Annotated in this window: 15 protein-coding genes; all 15 read left to right on the top strand. The window is 45.6% G+C overall.

What is annotated here, in order from left to right; genetic code table 11:
- The first annotated feature begins 17 nt into the window (after positions 1–17).
- The 15 genes from FCN45_RS12495 to gndA all read left to right on the top strand — a co-directional run bounded on the left by FCN45_RS12495 (position 18) and on the right by gndA (position 19,383).
- Positions 18–1,052 (top strand): glycosyltransferase, encoded by a 1,035-nt coding sequence (locus tag FCN45_RS12495; protein WP_137386116.1) that lies wholly within the window; start codon positions 18–20, stop codon positions 1,050–1,052.
- Positions 1,053–1,109: 57 nt separating this feature from the next.
- A complete protein-coding gene (locus FCN45_RS12490) occupies positions 1,110–3,320 on the top strand; it encodes a phage tailspike protein (RefSeq protein WP_137386115.1) in 2,211 nt (736 codons plus the stop codon).
- A 232-nt stretch (positions 3,321–3,552) separates the two neighbouring features.
- Complete coding sequence (gene wcaK / locus FCN45_RS12485; protein ID WP_101763371.1) at positions 3,553–4,815, top strand: colanic acid biosynthesis pyruvyl transferase WcaK; 1,263 nt, start codon at positions 3,553–3,555, stop codon at positions 4,813–4,815.
- 4 nt (positions 4,816–4,819) lie between these two features.
- A complete protein-coding gene (locus FCN45_RS12480) occupies positions 4,820–6,043 on the top strand; it encodes a glycosyltransferase (protein ID WP_137386894.1) in 1,224 nt (407 codons plus the stop codon).
- Positions 6,040–7,380 (top strand): MOP flippase family protein, encoded by a 1,341-nt coding sequence (locus FCN45_RS12475; protein WP_137386114.1) that lies wholly within the window; start codon positions 6,040–6,042, stop codon positions 7,378–7,380. The genes FCN45_RS12480 and FCN45_RS12475 overlap by 4 nt, the downstream gene beginning before the upstream one ends.
- A gap of 326 nt (positions 7,381–7,706) precedes the next feature.
- Positions 7,707–8,600, top strand: coding sequence for a UTP--glucose-1-phosphate uridylyltransferase GalF (galF, locus tag FCN45_RS12470; RefSeq protein ID WP_101763372.1), 894 nt, complete (start codon positions 7,707–7,709; stop codon positions 8,598–8,600).
- Positions 8,601–8,648: 48 nt separating this feature from the next.
- A complete protein-coding gene (gene galE / locus FCN45_RS12465) occupies positions 8,649–9,662 on the top strand; it encodes a UDP-glucose 4-epimerase GalE (RefSeq protein WP_137386113.1) in 1,014 nt (337 codons plus the stop codon).
- A gap of 309 nt (positions 9,663–9,971) precedes the next feature.
- Positions 9,972–10,739: an ABC transporter permease gene (locus tag FCN45_RS12460; protein ID WP_064739220.1), complete on the top strand. Its 768-nt coding sequence runs from the start codon at positions 9,972–9,974 to the stop codon at positions 10,737–10,739.
- The gene (locus FCN45_RS12455) at positions 10,739–11,476 is read left to right on the top strand and encodes an ABC transporter ATP-binding protein (protein ID WP_064739219.1); all 738 of its coding nucleotides are present in this window, start codon (positions 10,739–10,741) and stop codon (positions 11,474–11,476) included. Before FCN45_RS12460 ends, FCN45_RS12455 begins: the two co-directional genes overlap by 1 nt.
- Positions 11,477–11,487: 11 nt before the next feature.
- Positions 11,488–13,392 (top strand): DUF4422 domain-containing protein, encoded by a 1,905-nt coding sequence (locus FCN45_RS12450; RefSeq protein WP_137386112.1) that lies wholly within the window; start codon positions 11,488–11,490, stop codon positions 13,390–13,392.
- A 5-nt stretch (positions 13,393–13,397) separates the two neighbouring features.
- On the top strand, positions 13,398–14,549 hold the full coding sequence (glf, locus tag FCN45_RS12445) for a UDP-galactopyranose mutase (protein ID WP_137386111.1): 1,152 nt from the start codon (positions 13,398–13,400) through the stop codon (positions 14,547–14,549).
- Complete coding sequence (locus FCN45_RS12440; RefSeq protein WP_137386110.1) at positions 14,546–15,445, top strand: glycosyltransferase; 900 nt, start codon at positions 14,546–14,548, stop codon at positions 15,443–15,445. Before glf ends, FCN45_RS12440 begins: the two co-directional genes overlap by 4 nt.
- Positions 15,446–16,573, top strand: a complete 1,128-nt coding sequence (locus FCN45_RS12435; RefSeq protein ID WP_137386109.1) for a glycosyltransferase family 4 protein — start codon at positions 15,446–15,448, stop codon at positions 16,571–16,573.
- Positions 16,574–16,586: 13 nt separating this feature from the next.
- Positions 16,587–17,813, top strand: a complete 1,227-nt coding sequence (locus FCN45_RS12430; protein ID WP_137386108.1) for a hypothetical protein — start codon at positions 16,587–16,589, stop codon at positions 17,811–17,813.
- A gap of 160 nt (positions 17,814–17,973) precedes the next feature.
- A complete protein-coding gene (gene gndA / locus FCN45_RS12425; protein WP_137386107.1) occupies positions 17,974–19,383 on the top strand; it encodes an NADP-dependent phosphogluconate dehydrogenase in 1,410 nt (469 codons plus the stop codon).
- Positions 19,384–19,448: the final 65 nt, after the last annotated feature.

Genomic DNA, 19,448 nt, shown 5'->3' with positions numbered 1-19,448 from the left:
GAGGTGGAAAGGATTGTATGAAAAAGATCGTTTTGGTGATTAAAGATGCCTACTCGTATGCGGGCACGGAAAACATCTGCAACTTTATGTCTGAGTGCCTCGGCGAGCAGCATGAAGTCACCATTTACTCGCTGGAAGGCCATGGCAAAACCTTTTATCCGTTCGAACGGGTGAAAAAAATTGTCAGCTTTGAAGGCCACAGCAACCCAATTAAAAGCGCCGTTAGCAGCATTCATCGGGAAGGCTTTGACAGCGTATTCCTGATCAGCATGGGTCGCCTGAGCGTGATGTTCGCCTTCTGGAATCTGATGGCGCTGAAGAAGAAGCGCTTCAAGGCGTATGCCTGCGAACACATTGCGATTAACTCGTTCAGCAAGCCGATTAAGCTGCTGAAGTGGCTGATGCTGCGCTATTACGACCAGGTGATCGTCCTGACCTACAAAGATCATCAGGTGTTTAACCGCTGGAATATTGCCAGCCAGCAAATCCCCAATCCGGTGGTGTACAAAGCGTTTCAACGTCAAACGCGCAGCCGTCAGGCGCTGGCGGTGGGGCGTCTTGATAACCAGAAAGGCTTCGACCTGCTGCTGGATATCTGGGCCGACTTCAGCAAGAAACATCCCGAGTGGAAACTGGTGATTGCCGGTGACGGCGAACTACGCCAGCAGCTGCACGATCAGGCTGCGGCGTTAGGTATCACTAATAGCGTTAACTTTGTCGGCAAAGTCAGCAACATCAACGATTACTACCGCGAAAGCGACATGGCGCTGATGACGTCGCGCTATGAAGGCTTGCCGCTGGTGCTGCTGGAAGCCAAATCCTGGTCGCTGCCGGTGGTGGCGTACGATTGCCCAACCGGGCCGCAGGAGATCATCAACCACGGTGAAGATGGCTTCCTGGTGCCGATGAATGACAAAACCACCTTTATCAAGCGGATGGAGCAGCTCGCCAGTGATGATGGCCTGTTCTACGCCATGAGTGAAAAAACCAAAGAAACCGCGCTCAAGTTTGACGGTAATCAGATCAAGCAGAGCTGGCTCGCCCTTGTTTAGCGACAATTATCGTGCCTCGGGAATCCTTTTTGGCCGCACAACCACGGGAATTGAAGCATGAAAAGAAGAGAAGTCTTGCAGGCCGCAGCCTCCTCGATTGTTACTGCGCTCTCAGTGAGTGCGTTTTCCAGCTACGCCGCAAAAAGTGGTCAGCCAACGTTAAAATCCGTCGATCCTGCCAGCGTACCGGCAGGCGATGTGCCGATTCTGACGCCAGAAAACGTCTATACCATGCCGCCGCAATTCTGGCAGAACTTCGAGGGCAAACTGTGGATCGGTAAAGCGGGCAGCGATGCCAGCCAGGCCGGCAATCAGATCCCGGTGTTTCTGCGCGATGCCAATGGCAAAGTGTCACAAATCAGCCAGCCGATTGCGTTGAACAAGGGCAACTTTGCTCAGTTCATTCACGACAATGCGGCGCTGATCGCCAATCCCGCGCACTCAATGGTGGTGGAGGACGATCAGGGCCACACGCTGTTTTCCATCAGCGATGTCTCGCGCCCTAATCAAAGCAACTTCAGCCAGCGTCTGGCGCAGCCGAATGGTTACCAGCTGATTGGTGAAATCCCATCGGTTGAAGAGCTGCGCAAAACCCGTCCGCTGTTTGCCGGTGCCAAAATCAAGCTGAAAAGCTGGCACGAAGGGCTGGAAGTGGGCGGCGGCGAGTTCGTCGGCACCTTCGGTGATGGCAAAGATGACGGCGGCGTGAACTTCAGCGGCAACGGTTTTACCTGGCGTCGCGTGGTGGAAGATTTTAATCGCCTGACGCTGTTTGATTTCGGTGCTATTGCCGACGGCAAAACCGACACGGCACCGGCGATCAAAGCCATGTATCAATGGTCGATTGATGCCAGCCAGCAGATTTGCGTGCAATTCCCGGCTGGCACCTTCTTTGTCTCTGAATGTGATTTCGGTGACGAAGGACGTCGCTTCTTCCGCATTTCCGGCGCGATGGTCAACTTCGGTTACTTCCCGGCGACCACGCTGGTTTCCGACGGTCGCTCCGAATTCCTGTTCCAGGTGAATGCGCGCTGGACGGAAATCTCCAACCTGAATTTCAACGGCAATACCGACAAGCGTCCGAACAAGCAGGGTTTGTTCCGCAATACCTGTCCGGGCGGCCAGTTCTTCCGTGGTGCCTGCTTGCGCTTCAATCAGGTGGGCGGCGTTTCGCTCAGCCTGCTGGATACGCTGGATTGCAAAATCGACCAGTGGTACGCCAACGCCTGTACCGGCGATGTGATTAAGGCCAGCTGGTCGGGGCAAAAGGCCGGTGCCTGGGACCACAGCACCGCGATTGAGCTCTCCAACTTCAACGCCCAGCACTGTAAAGGCGGCATGGTGTTGAATCTGCCGCGCTGCAGCCAATCCATCATCCACAACGGCTGGATTGAGCACAGCGATTTCCCTGGCGATATCTCGAACGGCCAGTGGATTGTCGATGCGCTAAGCATTGAGGATTGTAAGAACCCGCTTAACGCGCGTAACTCGCGCCTTAATATGCGCCAGACCAATCTGCAGTCGGGCAGCTGGATTGATAACTCGCTGGAAGGCGAGCGCTGGCTGAACATCTGGGAAATGGGCTCAACGCGCATTGAATCTTACGGCGTCGCCATTGATGGCAGTCTGAAATACAACTACATCACCTCGCGCTTCCGCCTGACCAACAACAGCGATCAGCAAACCTGGTTTGAACTCGGCAACTTCTACTCGCCTACGGTGGGCGATAGCTGGGAGATCGAGGTATTTGGTCAGTCACAGTTTAATAACGGTACTGCCAATCAGCCGCTGATGGATGTCATCGACGGTAAAGGCACCGGCGGTCGCGCGGTGATTCATCTGCAGCGCAAGAAAAACAAAGCGGAAGCCAGCTGGTCAGCGGAAGGTAGCTCGCCGGTAGTGGAGGTACGTTTCGAACCGCGCACCGATACCGACACCAAAGTGTTCGTGAAGTTAGCGGGCTGGACGCCGACCACCGCTGTGCTGATCAAAAGCACCGCCAAGGATCGCTTCCTGACCGGTCGCTGCGCGCGCGTTGACGCCGTGATGGACAAAGGCGCGCCGGGCAGCGCAGCGCAACAGGCCCCGCAGCGTTTTAGCCTGCACAACGGCAAAGCCGGCGTCGGCGGTAACGAGCAGGGCGATCTGCTGCTGGCCTCGCGCGCGCTAAAGCCGGAACAGGTGGATACGCGCGAACCTAAAGGTTTCATCTCGGTGGTGATCAATGGCGAGCAGGTGGCTATGCCTTATTTCGCCGTTAAATCGTAACGCACACTAATCGTAGCGGCGCAATTCATTGCGCAATGCCAATTTCAGGTACGCGCGATGAATCGCGCCGCTACGGAATGTGCATAGTTTGTAAGCAGTACTGAATAGAAATGCAATTAGCACCACTTTTTTGGGGTTTACTCCCATTGCAGTCCTTTGAATCAGAGTTCACTTTGCCAGTGCAGCTATTGGCGGCTTGTAAAAATTACAAAAATTTTTCCGGAGTTTTTTTATGAAGATTTTATTGGTAGGAAACCATACCTGTGGAAATCGTGGGGATGGCGCGATTTTACGTGGGCTGATTGATTCACTGAAATCCGCGCGTGCGGATTTGGATATCGATGTGATCAGCCGTTATCCAACAAGCTCTGGCTATTTACTGCAGCAGGATATCCAGCAGGATTCCCTGTTCCTGCACAACAGCAAGTCGGGCAAAGGGTTAGTGGGCAGCCTGAAACGCAAGGTGGCGAACCGCTTGATGCCGGACATCATGATGGCGCACCTTGGCAAAGGCGGCGTATACAAATCCTTCTCGGTGCCACCGCATCTGGCGGCGTTCACCCAAAGCCTTGCGCAGTACGACGCGATTATTCAGGTTGGCGGCTCGTTCTTCGTCGATCTCTACGGCGTGACCCAATTCGACCACGCGCTTTGTGCGCTGATGGCGAAAAAGCCGCTGCATATGGTCGGTCACTCGGTCGGTCCGTTCGAGAACCCGCGCGTTAATGCGCTGGCGAACTTTGTCTTTGATCGCGTTGACAGCCTGGTGCTGCGCGAAGAGGTGAGCTACGACCGCCTGAAGCAGGATGGCGTGACCACCAGCAAAGTGAAGAAGGGCGTTGATACCGCATTTTTGGTTGAAGCGCGTGAAGTGGCCAATCCAAGCCATAACCTGCTGCACTGGCAGGCGATTATCAGCGCACGCAAAACCATTGCGATTACCGTGCGTGAACTGGCGCCGTTCGACAAACGTCTTGGCGTAACACAGAAAGAGTATGAAGCTGCCTTTGGCCGCGTGATCAACGCGATGATTGCCGAAGGTTATCAGGTGGTTGCCTTCTCTACCTGTACCGGTATTGATAGCTACGCCAAAGATGACCGCATGGTGGCGCTGACGTTGCGCGATCATGTCGAGCATCCCGAGCATTACCATGTCATCATGGACGAGTTCAACGACCTCGAACTCGGCATCCTCCTCAGCCATTGTCATCTGACCATTGGTACCCGCCTGCACTCCGCCATCATCTCCATGAACTTTGGTACGCCAGCCGTGGCCATCAACTACGAGCACAAGTCGCTCGGCGTGATGAAACAGCTTGGCCTGCCGCAGATGGCCACCGATGTGCAGAGCCTGATGGACGGTTCGCTCATTGATAAAGTGCAGACGGTGCTGGCCGACTACGACAACGTGAAACACAAAGTTGATACCGCGGTGGCGCAGGAGCGTGAGATTGGTAACCGCATTACAGCAGAAATTCTCAACGTCCTGGGGTGAAGTGATGAAGCTGACCTTTTTCACCATGCGTTTTCCTGTTGCCTCTGAGACCTTCGTGCTCAATCAGGTGACGCATTTCATCGACGCAGGCTACGACGTGGAGATTATCTCCGTGTTTCCGGGCGATATGATTAATCGCCACGCCGCGTTCGATGACTACAATTTGGCAGCGAAAACCCACTATTTACTGCCGGAAGAGAAAGTATCCAATCTTGATAAGCTGACGCAGCGTATCGGGTTGATACTGCCGAAAATCACCAAAGGCGCGCTGCTCAAGTCGCTGAATGTGCGTCGCTACGGCGCACAGGCCAGCAAACTGCTGCTGCCGGCGATTGTCGCCAATACTAAACAGCCTTACACCGCCGATGTGTTTCTGGTGCACTTCGGCTATGCCGGCGCGCTGGCTAACAAGCTGCGCGAACTCGGCGTGCTGAAAGGCAAGCAGGCGACGGTGTTCCACGGTGCGGACATTTCGCGTCGTCACATCCTCGAAGAGCATAAGCTCGACTACGTCAACCTGTTCAAACAGAGCGAACTGATGCTGCCTATCAGCCACTTGTGGGAGAACAAGCTGATTGAGATGGGTTGTCCGCGTGCCAAGGTGCATGTCACGCGTATGGGCATCGAGCCGGAGAAGTTTAACTTCCGTCCGCGCGAGGCGTTCCATCAACCGCTGCGCATAGTCTCAGTGGCGCGTCTGACCGAGAAGAAAGGGTTGGATGTGGCCGTGAAAGCCAGCGAAATCCTGCGCAATAACGGCGGCCAGTTCCAGTTCACCATCATCGGTAACGGCGAACAGGATGGCATGATGCGCGAGCACATCGCGCGCGCTGGATTGCAGGATTACGTCACCATGCCGGGCTTCAAGCCGCAGGATGAAATTCGTCAGGCGCTGAACGAGGCGGACATCTTCCTGCTGCCGTCTAAAACCGCCGCAGATGGCGATATGGAAGGCATTCCGGTGGCGCTGATGGAAGCGATGGCGGTTGGCTTGCCGGTGGTGTCGACCTATCACAGCGGCATTCCTGAACTGATTGAGAACGACGTCAGCGGATGGCTGGTGGCCGAAAACGATCCTGACGAGCTGGCAGCGACGTTGATGCGCCTGTCGCGTGGCGACGTGGATGTGGCACCGGTGGTCGCCGCTGCGCGGCAGAAAGTCGAAACTGAGTTCAATCAGCACATCGCTTACGGTGAGCTGGCGAAAATTCTGGAGCGCATGGTGTGAGCGGATTAAAAAAACAGGCCGTTTGGCTGTTTGGTAGTACCTGTTTTGCCGCATTGCTTCAGGTGTTACAGCTCGCCGTGCTGGCGCGCAAACTGGAAACGCACGAGCTGGGTTTACTGGCGATCATCAATGCGATTCTGGCGGTGGCGACCGTGCTGCAGGATATGGGCATGAGCAGCTATATCGTGCATCGCCAGGATATTAATCGCCGCGAGCAGAGCACTATTTACTGGGTGAACGTGTCGCTCAGTTTCTGCACCGGCTTGATTATGCTGGCGATTGCCTATCCGGTGGCGTGGTTCTATCACTTGCCGGAGCTGGTGGGCCTGATCATGCTCACCAGCCTCAACTTCCTGGTATTGGGACATCTGTCGCAGTATCAGGCGCACTATGTGAAAACCAAACGCATGGTGACGCTGGCGAAGATTGAGATGGCCACCAAGATGTTTGCGTTCCTGTGTACCGTGGCGATGCTGTATTACACCTCGCTTACCGTGGCGGCGGCGATTCTTGGTCTGTTCATCAACGCCTTCACGCGCATTCTTTGCATGATCTACTTCGGCGAGAAATCCTGGCGTCCGACGTGGGAGTTCGACGGCAAAACCTTCGTCAGCGCCGTGCGTTATGGCGTATATCAGCTCGGTTCGCAGACCATCAACCAGCTGCGTACCCAGGCCGATGCGCTGATCGTCGGTAAAGTGATGGGTGCGGAGATGCTGGGGATTTACTCGCTGGCAAAAGAGCTGATTCTGCAACCGCTGAAGCTGGTTTCGCCGGTGATTAACCGCCTGGCATTGCCGCGCTTCGCTGAGAAGCAGCACGATCCAGAGCAGCTGAAAAAGCTGTTCCTGAAAGGCACATTCGTCATCATGCTGTTCAGTAGCGCGATGTATCTGGCGATTGGCATCCTTTCCCCGGTCATTGTGCGCGTGCTATACGGCGCTTCACATGAGCAGGTTTACCATCTGATTCCGCTGATGCTGCTGTTTGGCATGCTGCGTCCGATGGGCGGCTTAACCGGCGCGATTTCGCAGGCCAACGGCCGCACCAATGTTGAGTTCTACTGGAACATTGTGGCGAGCCTGGTGGTGGTTGCGGTGCTGGCGACGACCTACATCTGGCCGAACGTGCTGTATGTGGCGCTGACGCTGTCGATCTCGCAGGTGCTGATTTCGGCCTTTGCCCATCCGTTCTTCATCAAGCCGGTGATTGGCATCCGCTTTATGCCGTATGCACGTCAGTGGGTTTCGGTGTCGGTGGTGTTTGTTGCGCTGATGATGCTGGTAAACCACTTCAACCTGTTCGTGATGCCGGAATGGTTTGAGGGCTGGCTGTAGTCATCAACATCCAACCCGCGTGATGAATCGCGCCGCTACAGATGACTCAATGTTTACACGGTCCGTAGCGGCGCCATTTATGGCGCATTATCGACACAGCTTTCAGTCAATCTCTGGTCTCGTCATCTCAAATCCTTTCACGATTTTTCAGCGGTTTAGCGCATCGGTTCCTCATTGGAATTTCGGCGTTTTTACCGGCCAAATTGGCGATTTTTGATGGTGTGACAGAGAGTTAGTGCCGGTTTTTCAGATAAAGATTATACTTGCTCGACCGGCCGATCCTGCATAATCGACCCCACGTATTCACTTCATGAAATGGAATAAATATGACCAAGCTTAAAGCAGTAATCCCCGTTGCGGGTCTCGGTATGCATATGCTTCCTGCGACGAAAGCCATTCCGAAAGAGATGCTGCCAATTGTCGACAAACCAATGATTCAATACATTGTTGACGAATGCGTCGCGGCTGGCATCAAGGAGATTGTGCTGGTCACCCATGCTTCCAAAAATGCAGTGGAAAACCACTTCGATACCACTTACGAGCTGGAAGCGCTGCTAGAAGCGCGCGTTAAACGTCAGCTGCTGAGCGAAGTGCAGTCAATCTGTCCGCCGGGCGTGACCATCATGAACGTGCGTCAGGCCAACCCGTTAGGCCTGGGCCACTCCGTGCTGTGCGCGCGTCCAATGATTGGCGACAACCCATTTGTGGTGGTGCTGCCAGACGTGCTGCTGGATGACTCCACCGCTGACCACCTGCGTTATAACCTCGCATCGATGGTTGCTCGCTTTGAAGATACCGGCCACAGCCAGGTGCTGGCGAAACACATGCCGGGCGAAGATCTTACTGAATATGGCGTGCTGACTACCGAAGAGCCGATTGATAACCCAGGCGATATCAGCACCATCACCAGCTTTGTTGAGAAGCCAGAAGCGGGTTCTACCGATTCTGACCTGACGGCAGTTGGCCGTTATGTGCTCTCTGCGGATATCTGGGAAGAGCTGGAGCGCACTGAGCCGGGCGCATGGGGCCGCATTCAGCTGACCGATGCTATCGCCTCTCTGAGCAAGAAGAAGCCAGTTGATGTGCAGCTGCTGACCGGTACCAGCTACGACTGCGGTCGTAAACTCGGTTATATGCAGGCATTCGTCTCTTACGGCTTGCGTAACAACGATCAGGGCCGCGATTTCCGCGAATCTATTCAGAAAATCCTGGCGAAATAAGCTTTCTCATTCTCTACCGCGCCTTTAGCGCGGTTTAAAGGAGTACACATGGCTATTTTGGTAACGGGCGGAGCGGGTTACATCGGCTCCCATACGGTGCTGGCGCTGTTAGAGCGCGGCGACGACGTTGTGGTCCTGGATAACCTTTGCAATGCTTCCCGCGAAGCCATCAACCGCGTGGAAAAGCTCTCAGGCAAAAAAGCGGTGTTCGTCGAAGGCGATATCCGCGATCGCGCCTGCCTGCGTGACCTGTTTGCCACTAACGATATCAGCGCTGTGATTCACTTCGCCGCACTGAAGGCCGTTGGTGAATCCACGCGCATGCCGCTGGAATATTACGAAAACAACGTGGCTGGCACCGTGGTGCTGCTGGAAGAGATGCGCGCTGCTGGCGTGTGGAACTTCATCTTCAGCTCATCTGCGACCGTTTATGGCGCCGATGCACCGGTTCCTTACGTGGAAACCACGCCAATTGGCGGCACGACCAGCCCGTACGGCACCTCGAAGCTGATGATTGAATTCGTGATGCGTGATTTCGCTAAAGCGGACCCCAACTTCAAAGCCATTGCGCTGCGCTACTTCAACCCGGTTGGCGCGCATGAATCTGGCGAAATCGGTGAAGATCCAACCGGTATTCCTAACAACCTGCTGCCGTATATCGCGCAGGTGGCGATTGGCCGTCTGGAGAAGCTGGGCGTGTTTGGCGATGATTACGACACGCCGGATGGCACCGCACAGCGCGACTACATTCACGTTGTCGACCTGGCAGAAGGGCACCTGAAAGCGCTGGACCACTTAGCCAAAGTTGAAGGCTACAAAGCTTACAACCTCGGTGGCGGCGTGGGCTTCTCCGTGCTGGAGATGATCAAGGCGTTTGAGAAAGCGTCCGGCAAGCCGATTCCGTTCGAGTTTAAGCCACGCCGTGACGGCGATTTGCCGGCGTTTTGGGCAGATGCGACGCTGGCGAACAACGAACTGGACTGGCGCGTGACGCGCGGGATTGATGCCATGATGCGTGATACGTGGAACTGGCAGTCGAAGAATCCGAATGGATTCCGCTAGTTATACTGTTTATAGCTCAAAGCCTGTCTACGGACAGGCTTTTTTGCTTTATAAATCATGGAGTTTTACAGGCTTTTAAGTAGTTATCGGAAATGATAACATTCTGCGCTTATCAAAAAGTGCGGATGGTCATTATAAAATTTAAGTTATGTGTTTAGCTTGTTATCGGAAATAGCAGCACGGACTTTCGAAACATGGATTGATTAGTAGTGTACTGGTAGCTATAGAGCCAGGGGCGGTAGCGTCTGCAGAACTAATCATCGAACATTAAATAATCATTAGCGTAAGCTTAAAATTAGAGCGTAAAGTATGAAGTTTAGTTTGGGATATCTCATTGATTTAATAACAGTAATCACTGAGAAGGAACTTAAAGTTCGCTATAAAAGCAGTTTTCTAGGTTATTTATGGTCAATAGCTAATCCACTTCTCTTTGCCATGATTTACTATTTTATCTTCAAGTTAATCATGCGAGTCCAAATCCCTAATTACACAATCTTTATTATCACAGGATTGTTTCCCTGGCAGTGGTTTGCAAGCACAACCTCTAACTCGCTGTTTTCGTTCATAGCTAACGCACAAATAATAAAGAAAACGGTTTTTCCAAGATCAGTTATTCCTTTCAGTAATGTCATGATGGAGTGCTTGCATTTCCTTTGCACCATTCCAGTTATCATTGTGTTTCTTTTAATATATGACATGACGCCTCATTGGAATTGGATCTATGGCATCCCATTGATTGGAATCGCACAATTAATTTTCTCCTATGGTATTGCTCTTTTCCTTTCAACGTTGAATCTCTTCTTCCGTGATTTAGAAAGGTTTATTACATTGGGTATTATGCTGCTGTTCTATTGCACGCCAATACTTTATGCCAGTGATATGATACCTGAAAAATATCAATGGTTAATAACCTATAATCCTCTCGCAGATATGGTTTTGAGCTGGAGAGAATTATTCATGAATGGTCATGTTGATTATGAAAAAATTCTTTCACTTTATGGTATGGGAATCGTGACGCTTACCATTGGTGCATGGGTTTTCAACAAATTAAAATACCGTTTCGCAGAGATTTTATAATGGAAGTCGCAATTGAATTTAAAGCGGTAACTAAAAGTTATCCCTTATATCATCATATAGGCTCAGGAATTAAAGAGCTGATTTTTAACCCCAAAAGAGCATTAACCCTTTTATCAGGTAGAAGCTATCTGGCTATTGAGGATATCAACTTCACGGTTAATAAAGGGGAATCTGTTGCTTTGATAGGCAGAAATGGTGCTGGTAAAAGCACTTCTTTAGGTTTAGTTGCTGGAGTAATTAAGCCTACGGCAGGGAGTGTGACCACCAAAGGCCGAGTAGCTTCGATGCTAGAATTGGGAGGAGGCTTTCATCCTGAACTCACTGGTAGAGAAAATATTAGATTGAATGCAACTCTACTCGGGTTGAGACGCAAGCAATTAAATGAACGAATTGATAAGATCATCGAATTTTCTGAGCTTGGTGAATTTATTGATGAACCGATTCGTGTTTATTCAAGCGGCATGTTGGCAAAATTGGGTTTCTCGGTTATTACTCAAGTCGATCCGGATATTTTGATTATTGATGAGGTTTTAGCTGTAGGTGATTATGCATTTCAAAAGAAATGCATTGAGACTATTAACAAATTTAAAGAGAAAGGCGTAACGATACTTTTTGTTAGCCATAATTTAACCGATATTGAAAAGATTTGTGACAGAGTTATATGGATTGAGAACCACCGATTAAAGGCGAGTGGCAATGCGGGTGTAATTTTAGAACAATATCGATCTTCAATGTAAGGAAACAATGAATGAACATTACAAATGAAAAAGTAAAAATATATACTAGCCACCATAAGCCTAGCGCCTTTTTATCATCAAATGTAATAAAACCAATACATGTAGGAAAAGCTAATAGCTATAATGATATTTGCTGTATAGGTGATAATACTGGAGAAAATATTTCTTTTAAGAATCCATTTTATTGTGAACTTACAGCTCAATATTGGGTGTGGAAGAATGATCTATCATCAGATTATGTCGGCTTTATGCACTACAGGAGGCATTTAAATTTTTCATCAGATCAAAGCTTTGATGAAGATGTTTGGGGCGTAATTAATGAAGACGTTATATCTCCTGAATATGAAAAAAAGTTTGGATTAGATGAAAGCAGCATCATTAGTGCAATAGCCGATTATGATATCTTGTTGCCTAAAAAATGGAGTGTAAAGCAGGCGGGGAGTAAGAATAATTATGAACATTATAAAATATCTCAGCATTTACATATTGAAGATTACCAGTCAGCAATAGACAGCTTATTGTATCTATATCCTGAATATGCTGCAGCAGTAAAAGAATTTAATACTGCGCACGATGGATATTATACGAATATGTTCGTTATGAAATCTGAATTATTTTCAGATTATTCAGAATGGTTATTTTCAATACTTGAAGATCTTGAAAATAATTTCGCGCTCCGTAATTATGATGCACAAGAAAAAAGAGTTGTAGGCCATATCTCAGAAAGGCTGTTCAATATTTATCTGATTCATAAAGAAAAAACTAGCGGGTTAAATAAAAAAGAAATTCAAAGAACTTTTGTTAAAAATGAAACATTTAACGGGAAGTTAAAACAGAATTTTGAATCAAAAAATATACCTATTGTCATTTGTTTTGATGATAATTACTCATTAAGTGGTGGAGCCTTAATAAACTCCATAGTTAAAAATAGCACTGAAAAAGATAACTACGATATTGTTGTATTAGAAAATGGTGTTTCGGCAAGAAATAAGTCGCGTTTAATTTCACTAATAAAAAACAAAAATAACTTTTCAATACGCTTTTTTGATGTTAACGCATTCAGTGAAATGAAAAGTGTTTATACGCGCGCGCATTTTAGCGCTGCGACTTATGCCAGATTATTTATTCCTTCTTTATTTTCAAATTTCGAAAAAGTCTTGTTTATCGATGCTGATACTATAGTTGAAAGTGATGTAGCAGAATTAGTTCATATTGATATGAAGAATAACCTTGTGGCAGCTGTGAAAGATATTGTCATGGAAGGTTTTGTAAAGTTCGGCGCTATTGCTCATTCTGAGGAAGGCAAAAACGAAACAGCAAAAGAATACTTAAATAATGTTCTGGTAATGAAGGATACAGAGCGTTATTTTCAGGCTGGCTTAATTCTGTTCAATGTTGCGCAGATGAATGCTGAGAATACATACACTCAGCTAATGGCTACTATGAAATCCAGATCGTTTTGGTTTTTAGACCAAGACATTATGAACAAGGTTTTTTACGACCGGGTGCATTATCTGCCATTTGAGTGGAATGTATATCATGGTAATGGGAATACAGATGATTTCTTCCCAAATCTAAAATTTGCCTCATACATGCAGTTTTTGGCTTCCAGAAGAAAACCAAAAATGATTCATTTTGCAGGTGAAAACAAGCCCTGGGATGCTCCCCACGTTGATTTCTTTGATAACTTCATGTCATATATTGATGGAACACCCTGGCAACAAGAAGTTATTAACCGCTTATACGGCAAGGTTAATGTAATTGCGAATAATACAGGTAGTAACCAAATATTATTCCAGACAAAAGTAAAGCGCAAATTGATGCCATATTTAAATCGCTATGCTCCAGTTGGTAGTAAGCGTCGGCAGCATATAGCAAAAACGTATTATAAAATTCGTCGGATGATTTTAGGTTAATTTCAATGAGAAAAAATATTTTAATTGTAGGTGCTGGTTTTTCGGGTGCAGTGATTGGGCGTGAACTGGCTGAGGACGGGCACAATGTAAGAATCATTGATTCTCGTGCCCATATCGCTGGAAATTGCTATAGCGAGCGAGACGAAAAAACTAATGTAATGATTCATACATATGGGCCTCATATATTTCATACCGATAATGAAGAAGTCTGGAATTATATCAGTTCGCATTGCGAGATGATGCCATACGTAAATAGAGTTAAAGCAACTGTAAATGGACAGGTTTTCTCTTTACCGATCAACTTACACACGATCAATCAGTTTTTTAAAACTACATGTAATCCTGAAGAAGCTAAAAAGCTCATTGAATCAAAGGGTGATGCAACAATCCTTGATCCTAAAACATTCGAAGATCAAGCGTTAAGATTTGTTGGTAAAGAATTATATGAGTCATTCTTTAAGGGCTATACCATTAAACAATGGGGGATGGAGCCAAAAGAGTTGCCAGCTTCTATCTTAAAAAGGCTCCCGATACGTTTTAATTATGATGACAACTATTTCAATCATAAGTATCAAGGCATGCCAAAAGAGGGTTATACCCCAATTGTTGAATCGATTCTAAATCACGAAAATATTACTGTTGAATTGAACACTGATTATAACCCTCAAGAAAAAGAAAATTATGACCATGTGTTTTATAGTGGTCAGTTGGATGGATACTTCGGTTATAGTCTAGGGCGCTTAGGATACAGAACTCTAGACTTTGATAAATTCACTGTCGAAGGTGATTATCAAGGTTGTGCCGTAATGAATTACTGTGAGGTTGATGTACCCTATACCAGGATCACCGAACATAAATATTTTGCCCCATGGGAAAAGCATGATTCAACTGTATGTTATAAAGAGTTTAGTCGCTCTTGTACTGAGAAAGACATTCCTTATTATCCAATTAGACAAATGGGCGAGATGACGTTATTAGGCAAATATTTGGACAGCGCAGAAAAAGAACAAAATATCACTTTTATTGGCCGTCTTGGTACTTATCGTTATCTTGATATGGATGTAACGATTGCTGAAGCATTGGATGTTGTTCGTGCGTATCGTCTTTCAGTGCAAGAAAATACCGTAATGCCTAATTTCGTGGTTAATCCAAGATGAAAATCTCGGCTTTAGTCGTAACTTTTAACCGACTAGACAAATTAAAAAAATGCTGGGCTGCTGTAAAGCAGCTCTCTTTTCATCAAGTCGTAATCGTTGATAATGCATCTACAGATGGAACATATGAGTGGTTATCAACAATAAATGATCCTCGTTTAGTTATACTACGTAATGAAAATAACGAAGGTGGAGCAGGAGGTTTTTTACTCGGTTCAGAATGGATCTCAAATAATACTCAACCTGACTGGGTTCTTTTTTTTGATGACGATGCCTACCCAGAAAAAAACATCATCGATAAATTTTTACTTAGCGACAAAGGAAATGCGAAAGTTATAGCTTCAAATGTTTATGATCTGAATGGTTCAAGATGCAAAATGAATATTCCTTGGGTAAAAATACCAAACAATATCCAAGATATTTACTTATATAAGAAATCACCTTTTTTATATGCGGCTGAAGAAGAAGGTTGTTCTGAAATTATCACCTTCTCATTTGTAGGAGTTTTCATTGATTTTGAAACTTTGAAAAGTTCTTATCTTGAAATAAAGAAAGATCTTTTCATTTATTTTGATGATGTTTATTACTCGTGGTCATTAAAAAAAATGGGTTGTAAGATGATTTATAATCCAGATCTCATTTTTCATCATGATGTTGTAGAATCGTCTTCAGCAATTCTTCCGTGGAAAATATATTACCTCGCGCGAAATTTAATATTGTCAAGGAAGATATTTCCATCTGAACCTCCATTTAGTCTGTTTTCAATTATTCTAAGATTGTGTAAGTACATTTGTATGGTTAGAAATTCAAATAACAAAATTGATTATTTGAAGTCGCTGTTTAAAGGGATGATGGATGGGGTGATATATAATTTCAAGGGGAAGGTAGATGGTAATTAAATGAAAAAGATTTGTTTCTATATTAATTCAGATTGGTATTTCAACCTTCACTGGCTTGACAGGGCGACTGCTGGGATAAATGAAGGTTATGAAGTTCATGTTATTTGCAACTTTGAAAGTAAAGAAATTATTAATAAATTTCGTTCTCTAGGTATTATTACGCATAATTCCAAAATGTCAGAGCAGTCATTGAACCCGCTCATTATTATAAAAGATATTTTGCAATCGATAAAATTAATAAACGCTATCAATCCTGATATTTTACATTGCATAACAATTAAGCCCTGCCTGATTGGCGGTTGCTACGCTAAACTTCGTAAAAAGAATCTCGTTTTAAGTTTTGTCGGATTAGGTCGGGTATTCTCTTCAGACGAAAAAAAATATTTATTTTTAAAAAATATGGTGGCACCTCTTTATCGCTGGATAACAGCAAAAAAAGATGTGTTCCTTATTTTTGAACATGAAAATGACAGAAGTAGAATAATTCAAATGACTGGTGTTCGACAAGATAAAACCATTGTCATTGAAGGTGCTGGCATTGATGTTAAAGATTTTGATTATGTAAAAGAAGAAATTAAACCAACCCCAATTGTTCTTTTTGCAAGTCGTTTGATTTGGAGTAAAGGTTTAGCAGATTTGGTTGAAGTTAAAAAAAACCTTGAAGCTAAAAATGTTTTTTTTGAACTGAATGTTGCTGGAATTTCGGTAAAAAATGATCCCGATTGCATCCCTGATAATATTATTGAACAATGGTCTGCTGAAAATAAAATAAATTGGCTTGGTAAAAGTAATAACGTTAAAGAACTTATCGAGATGTCTAATATTGTTGCTCTTCCCTCAGTTTATGCTGAAGGCGTACCCAGAATCTTAATCGAAGCTGCTGCGGTCGGGCGTGCATCAATAGCATATGACACGGGAGGATGTACCAGTATCATCGAAAATAATTTAACAGGCTTTATAGTTCCAAAAAATGATATCGCACAATTATCTGAAAAAATTGAGGAATTGTTAACTAATTCTCGGTTAAGAGAAGAACTTGGACTGCGTGCGCGGGAAAGAGTAACGAATCTTTTCTCCTCTACTAGCGTTATTGAAAAAACACTGCTCATATATAAAAGCCTGGGCTAATAAAGGAGATTTTATGATACAGAAGATAATAGTTGAAATTCCTATTTCGTGGACTAAGAACCCTATCGATGGTTTTAAACATAAAAATTTTATTAGCAATTTGATTTTCGCATTAACTGACAGGAAAATCCCACTTTATTTTAGGGATGTACCTTTTGGGGCAGATGAGGCACCACGATTACCAGAAAAAGGGACGATGGTATTTTCATACCATTCATGGGGCAGTGAAAAAAATGTTTATAGAATGAAAGAATCCCCAGTAGTTCCTCTTTTCTCAATTGATTCTCATGGTTATTCAGGTTGGGCTGATATAGTTGTTAACCCACTTAAATATGAAGATAATATAAAATCTATATCAGACTATGATGCAGAATCAATAATCTCACATTGGCGTGATTTCTTCATTGAAACAAAATCTTCAAAATACCCACAATCGGAAGACATTCTCCCTGATGACATTGAAGATTATGTTTTCTATCCAATGCAGGTTCAAAATGATCCCGTTGCTATTCACAGTAATTATGATGGCATTCAATTATTAATTGATGCTGCTGAGTTGGCAAAAAGAAATGAAACTTTTTTGGTTGTAAAGAGACATCCTTTTTGTGAGTCATTTGCAGTTCAGCAAGCAATTGAAAATTTAATCAAGACAAACCACTGGGTTGTAAAAAGTAACAGTAACATTCATGAACTTATAAAAAAATCTAAGTCAGTTATTACTATTAATTCAGGGGTTGGTATTGAAGCTCTTATTGATGGTGCTTCCGTTTACTGTGCTGGCAAATGCGAATGGCAAATAGCTTGCCACCCATTGAATGGAAAAGATGATCTGCTAAATGCTTTTTCATCGTCTTCATCAGGTATGAATATTAATCAAAAGAAGCATTTGGCTTTTTTACTCAATACATATTGGATTAACCCAGAAAAACCTGAAAACTTTGACTTATTCCTGAATAAAGCATTTGAAGAGTTTGATCCTGAGTATGGAGTATCGGTTCAAACAGTATCTCCAGCGGATGTGCTAATGCCAATAATTCTAGATTTTCAAGGACGCTTAGAATTCGAGCGTAGACGTTCAGTGCAAGCCTTAATAGATGTAAAAGCTGCTATCGATAGTAATTTTACTCTCAAGAAAGAAAATCAACAAATTTTAAGTCAATTTAGTGATTATGTTGAACGTGTACGTCTTTATGAAAACGAGCTCGAGCAACTGAGGAAAAAAGTATCTGTCTCTGAATGAAAATTAAGCTATAAACAAAAATGATAAGTGAGTTTCAAGTTTCCTTTACGTGCTTAATTTTCTCTTGAATGTTAAGTTACGGGTAACATAAGGTAAGATGTTTGTGACTCGTTGGCCGAAATAGACACTTTCGTCCACTCATTTCAGATAGGAGTATAAAATGTCCAAGCAACAAATCGGTGTTGTAGGTATGGCAGTGATGGGCCGTAACTTGGCTCTTAACATTGAGAGCCGCGGTTACACTGTTTCTATCTTTAACCGTTCGCGCGAAAAGACTGATGAAGTCATCGCCGAGAATCAAGGTAAAAAACTCGCACCTTTTTATACTGTTGAAGAGTTTGTTGAATCGCTGGAAAAACCACGTCGTATCCTCCTGATGGTACAAGCAGGTGAAGCAACTGATAAAACTATCGCTTCCCTGACTCCGCATTTGGATAAGGGCGATATCCTGATCGATGGCGGTAACACTTTCTACAAAGATACCATTCGTCGTAATAAAGAACTGTCTGACCAAGGGTTCAATTTCATCGGTACCGGTGTTTCTGGCGGTGAAGAGGGTGCTTTGAAAGGCCCATCCATCATGCCTGGCGGCCAGAAAGAAGCGTACGAATTGGTTGCTCCAATCCTTGATAAAATTGCCGCCCGTGCTGAAGATGGCGAAGCTTGTGTTGCTTACATCGGTCCGAACGGTGCTGGGCACTATGTGAAGATGGTTCACAATGGTATTGAATATGGCGACATGCAGCTGATTGCTGAAGCTTATGCTTTGCTGAAAGGCGCGCTGGGTCTTAACAACGAAGAGCTCGCTGAAACCTTTACTGAGTGGAACAACGGTGAGCTGAGCAGCTACCTGATCGACATCACTAAAGATATCTTCACTAAGAAAGATGAAGACGGTAAATATCTGGTTGATGTCATTCTGGATGAAGCAGCTAACAAAGGCACAGGTAAATGGACCAGCCAGAGCTCATTGGATCTGGGTGAGCCACTGTCATTGATCACCGAATCTGTATTTGCCCGCTATTTGTCTTCTCTGAAAACCCAGCGTGTTGCAGCTTCCAAAGTACTCAGCGGCCCGCAGGCGAAAGCCTTTACCGGAGATAAAGCTGAGTTCGTAGAAAAAGTGCGTCGTGCATTGTACCTGGGCAAAATCGTCTCATATGCTCAGGGCTTCTCTCAACTGCGTGCTGCTTCCGAAGAAAACAACTGGGATCTGCATTACGGCGAGATTGCTAAGATTTTCCGCGCTGGTTGCATCATCCGTGCTCAGTTCCTGCAGAAAATTACTGATGCTTATGCTAATGATGCAGACATCGCAAACCTGCTGCTGGATCCATACTTCAAGAATATTGCTGACGATTACCAGCAGGCACTGCGTGATGTGGTGTCTTACGCTATTCAAAACGGTATCCCGACGCCAACCTTCTCTGCAGCTGTTGCATACTACGACAGCTACCGCTCAGAAGTTTTGCCAGCGAACTTAATTCAGGCTCAGCGTGACTATTTCGGTGCACATACTTATAAACGTATCGATAAAGACGGTGTTTTCCATACAGAGTGGTTAGAGTAAAATTAGATATCTAAATGCAAGAAGCCTCTTAGAGCTGAGGAATCCCCAGTAATGGGCGGTTAAAA

The organism is Pantoea sp. SO10, from assembly GCF_005281435.1.
In the GTDB taxonomy this organism is placed as follows: domain Bacteria; phylum Pseudomonadota; class Gammaproteobacteria; order Enterobacterales; family Enterobacteriaceae; genus Pantoea; species Pantoea leporis.
Note: the sequence above shows the minus strand (reverse complement) of the source record. Positions and strands in the feature narration are given on the sequence as shown.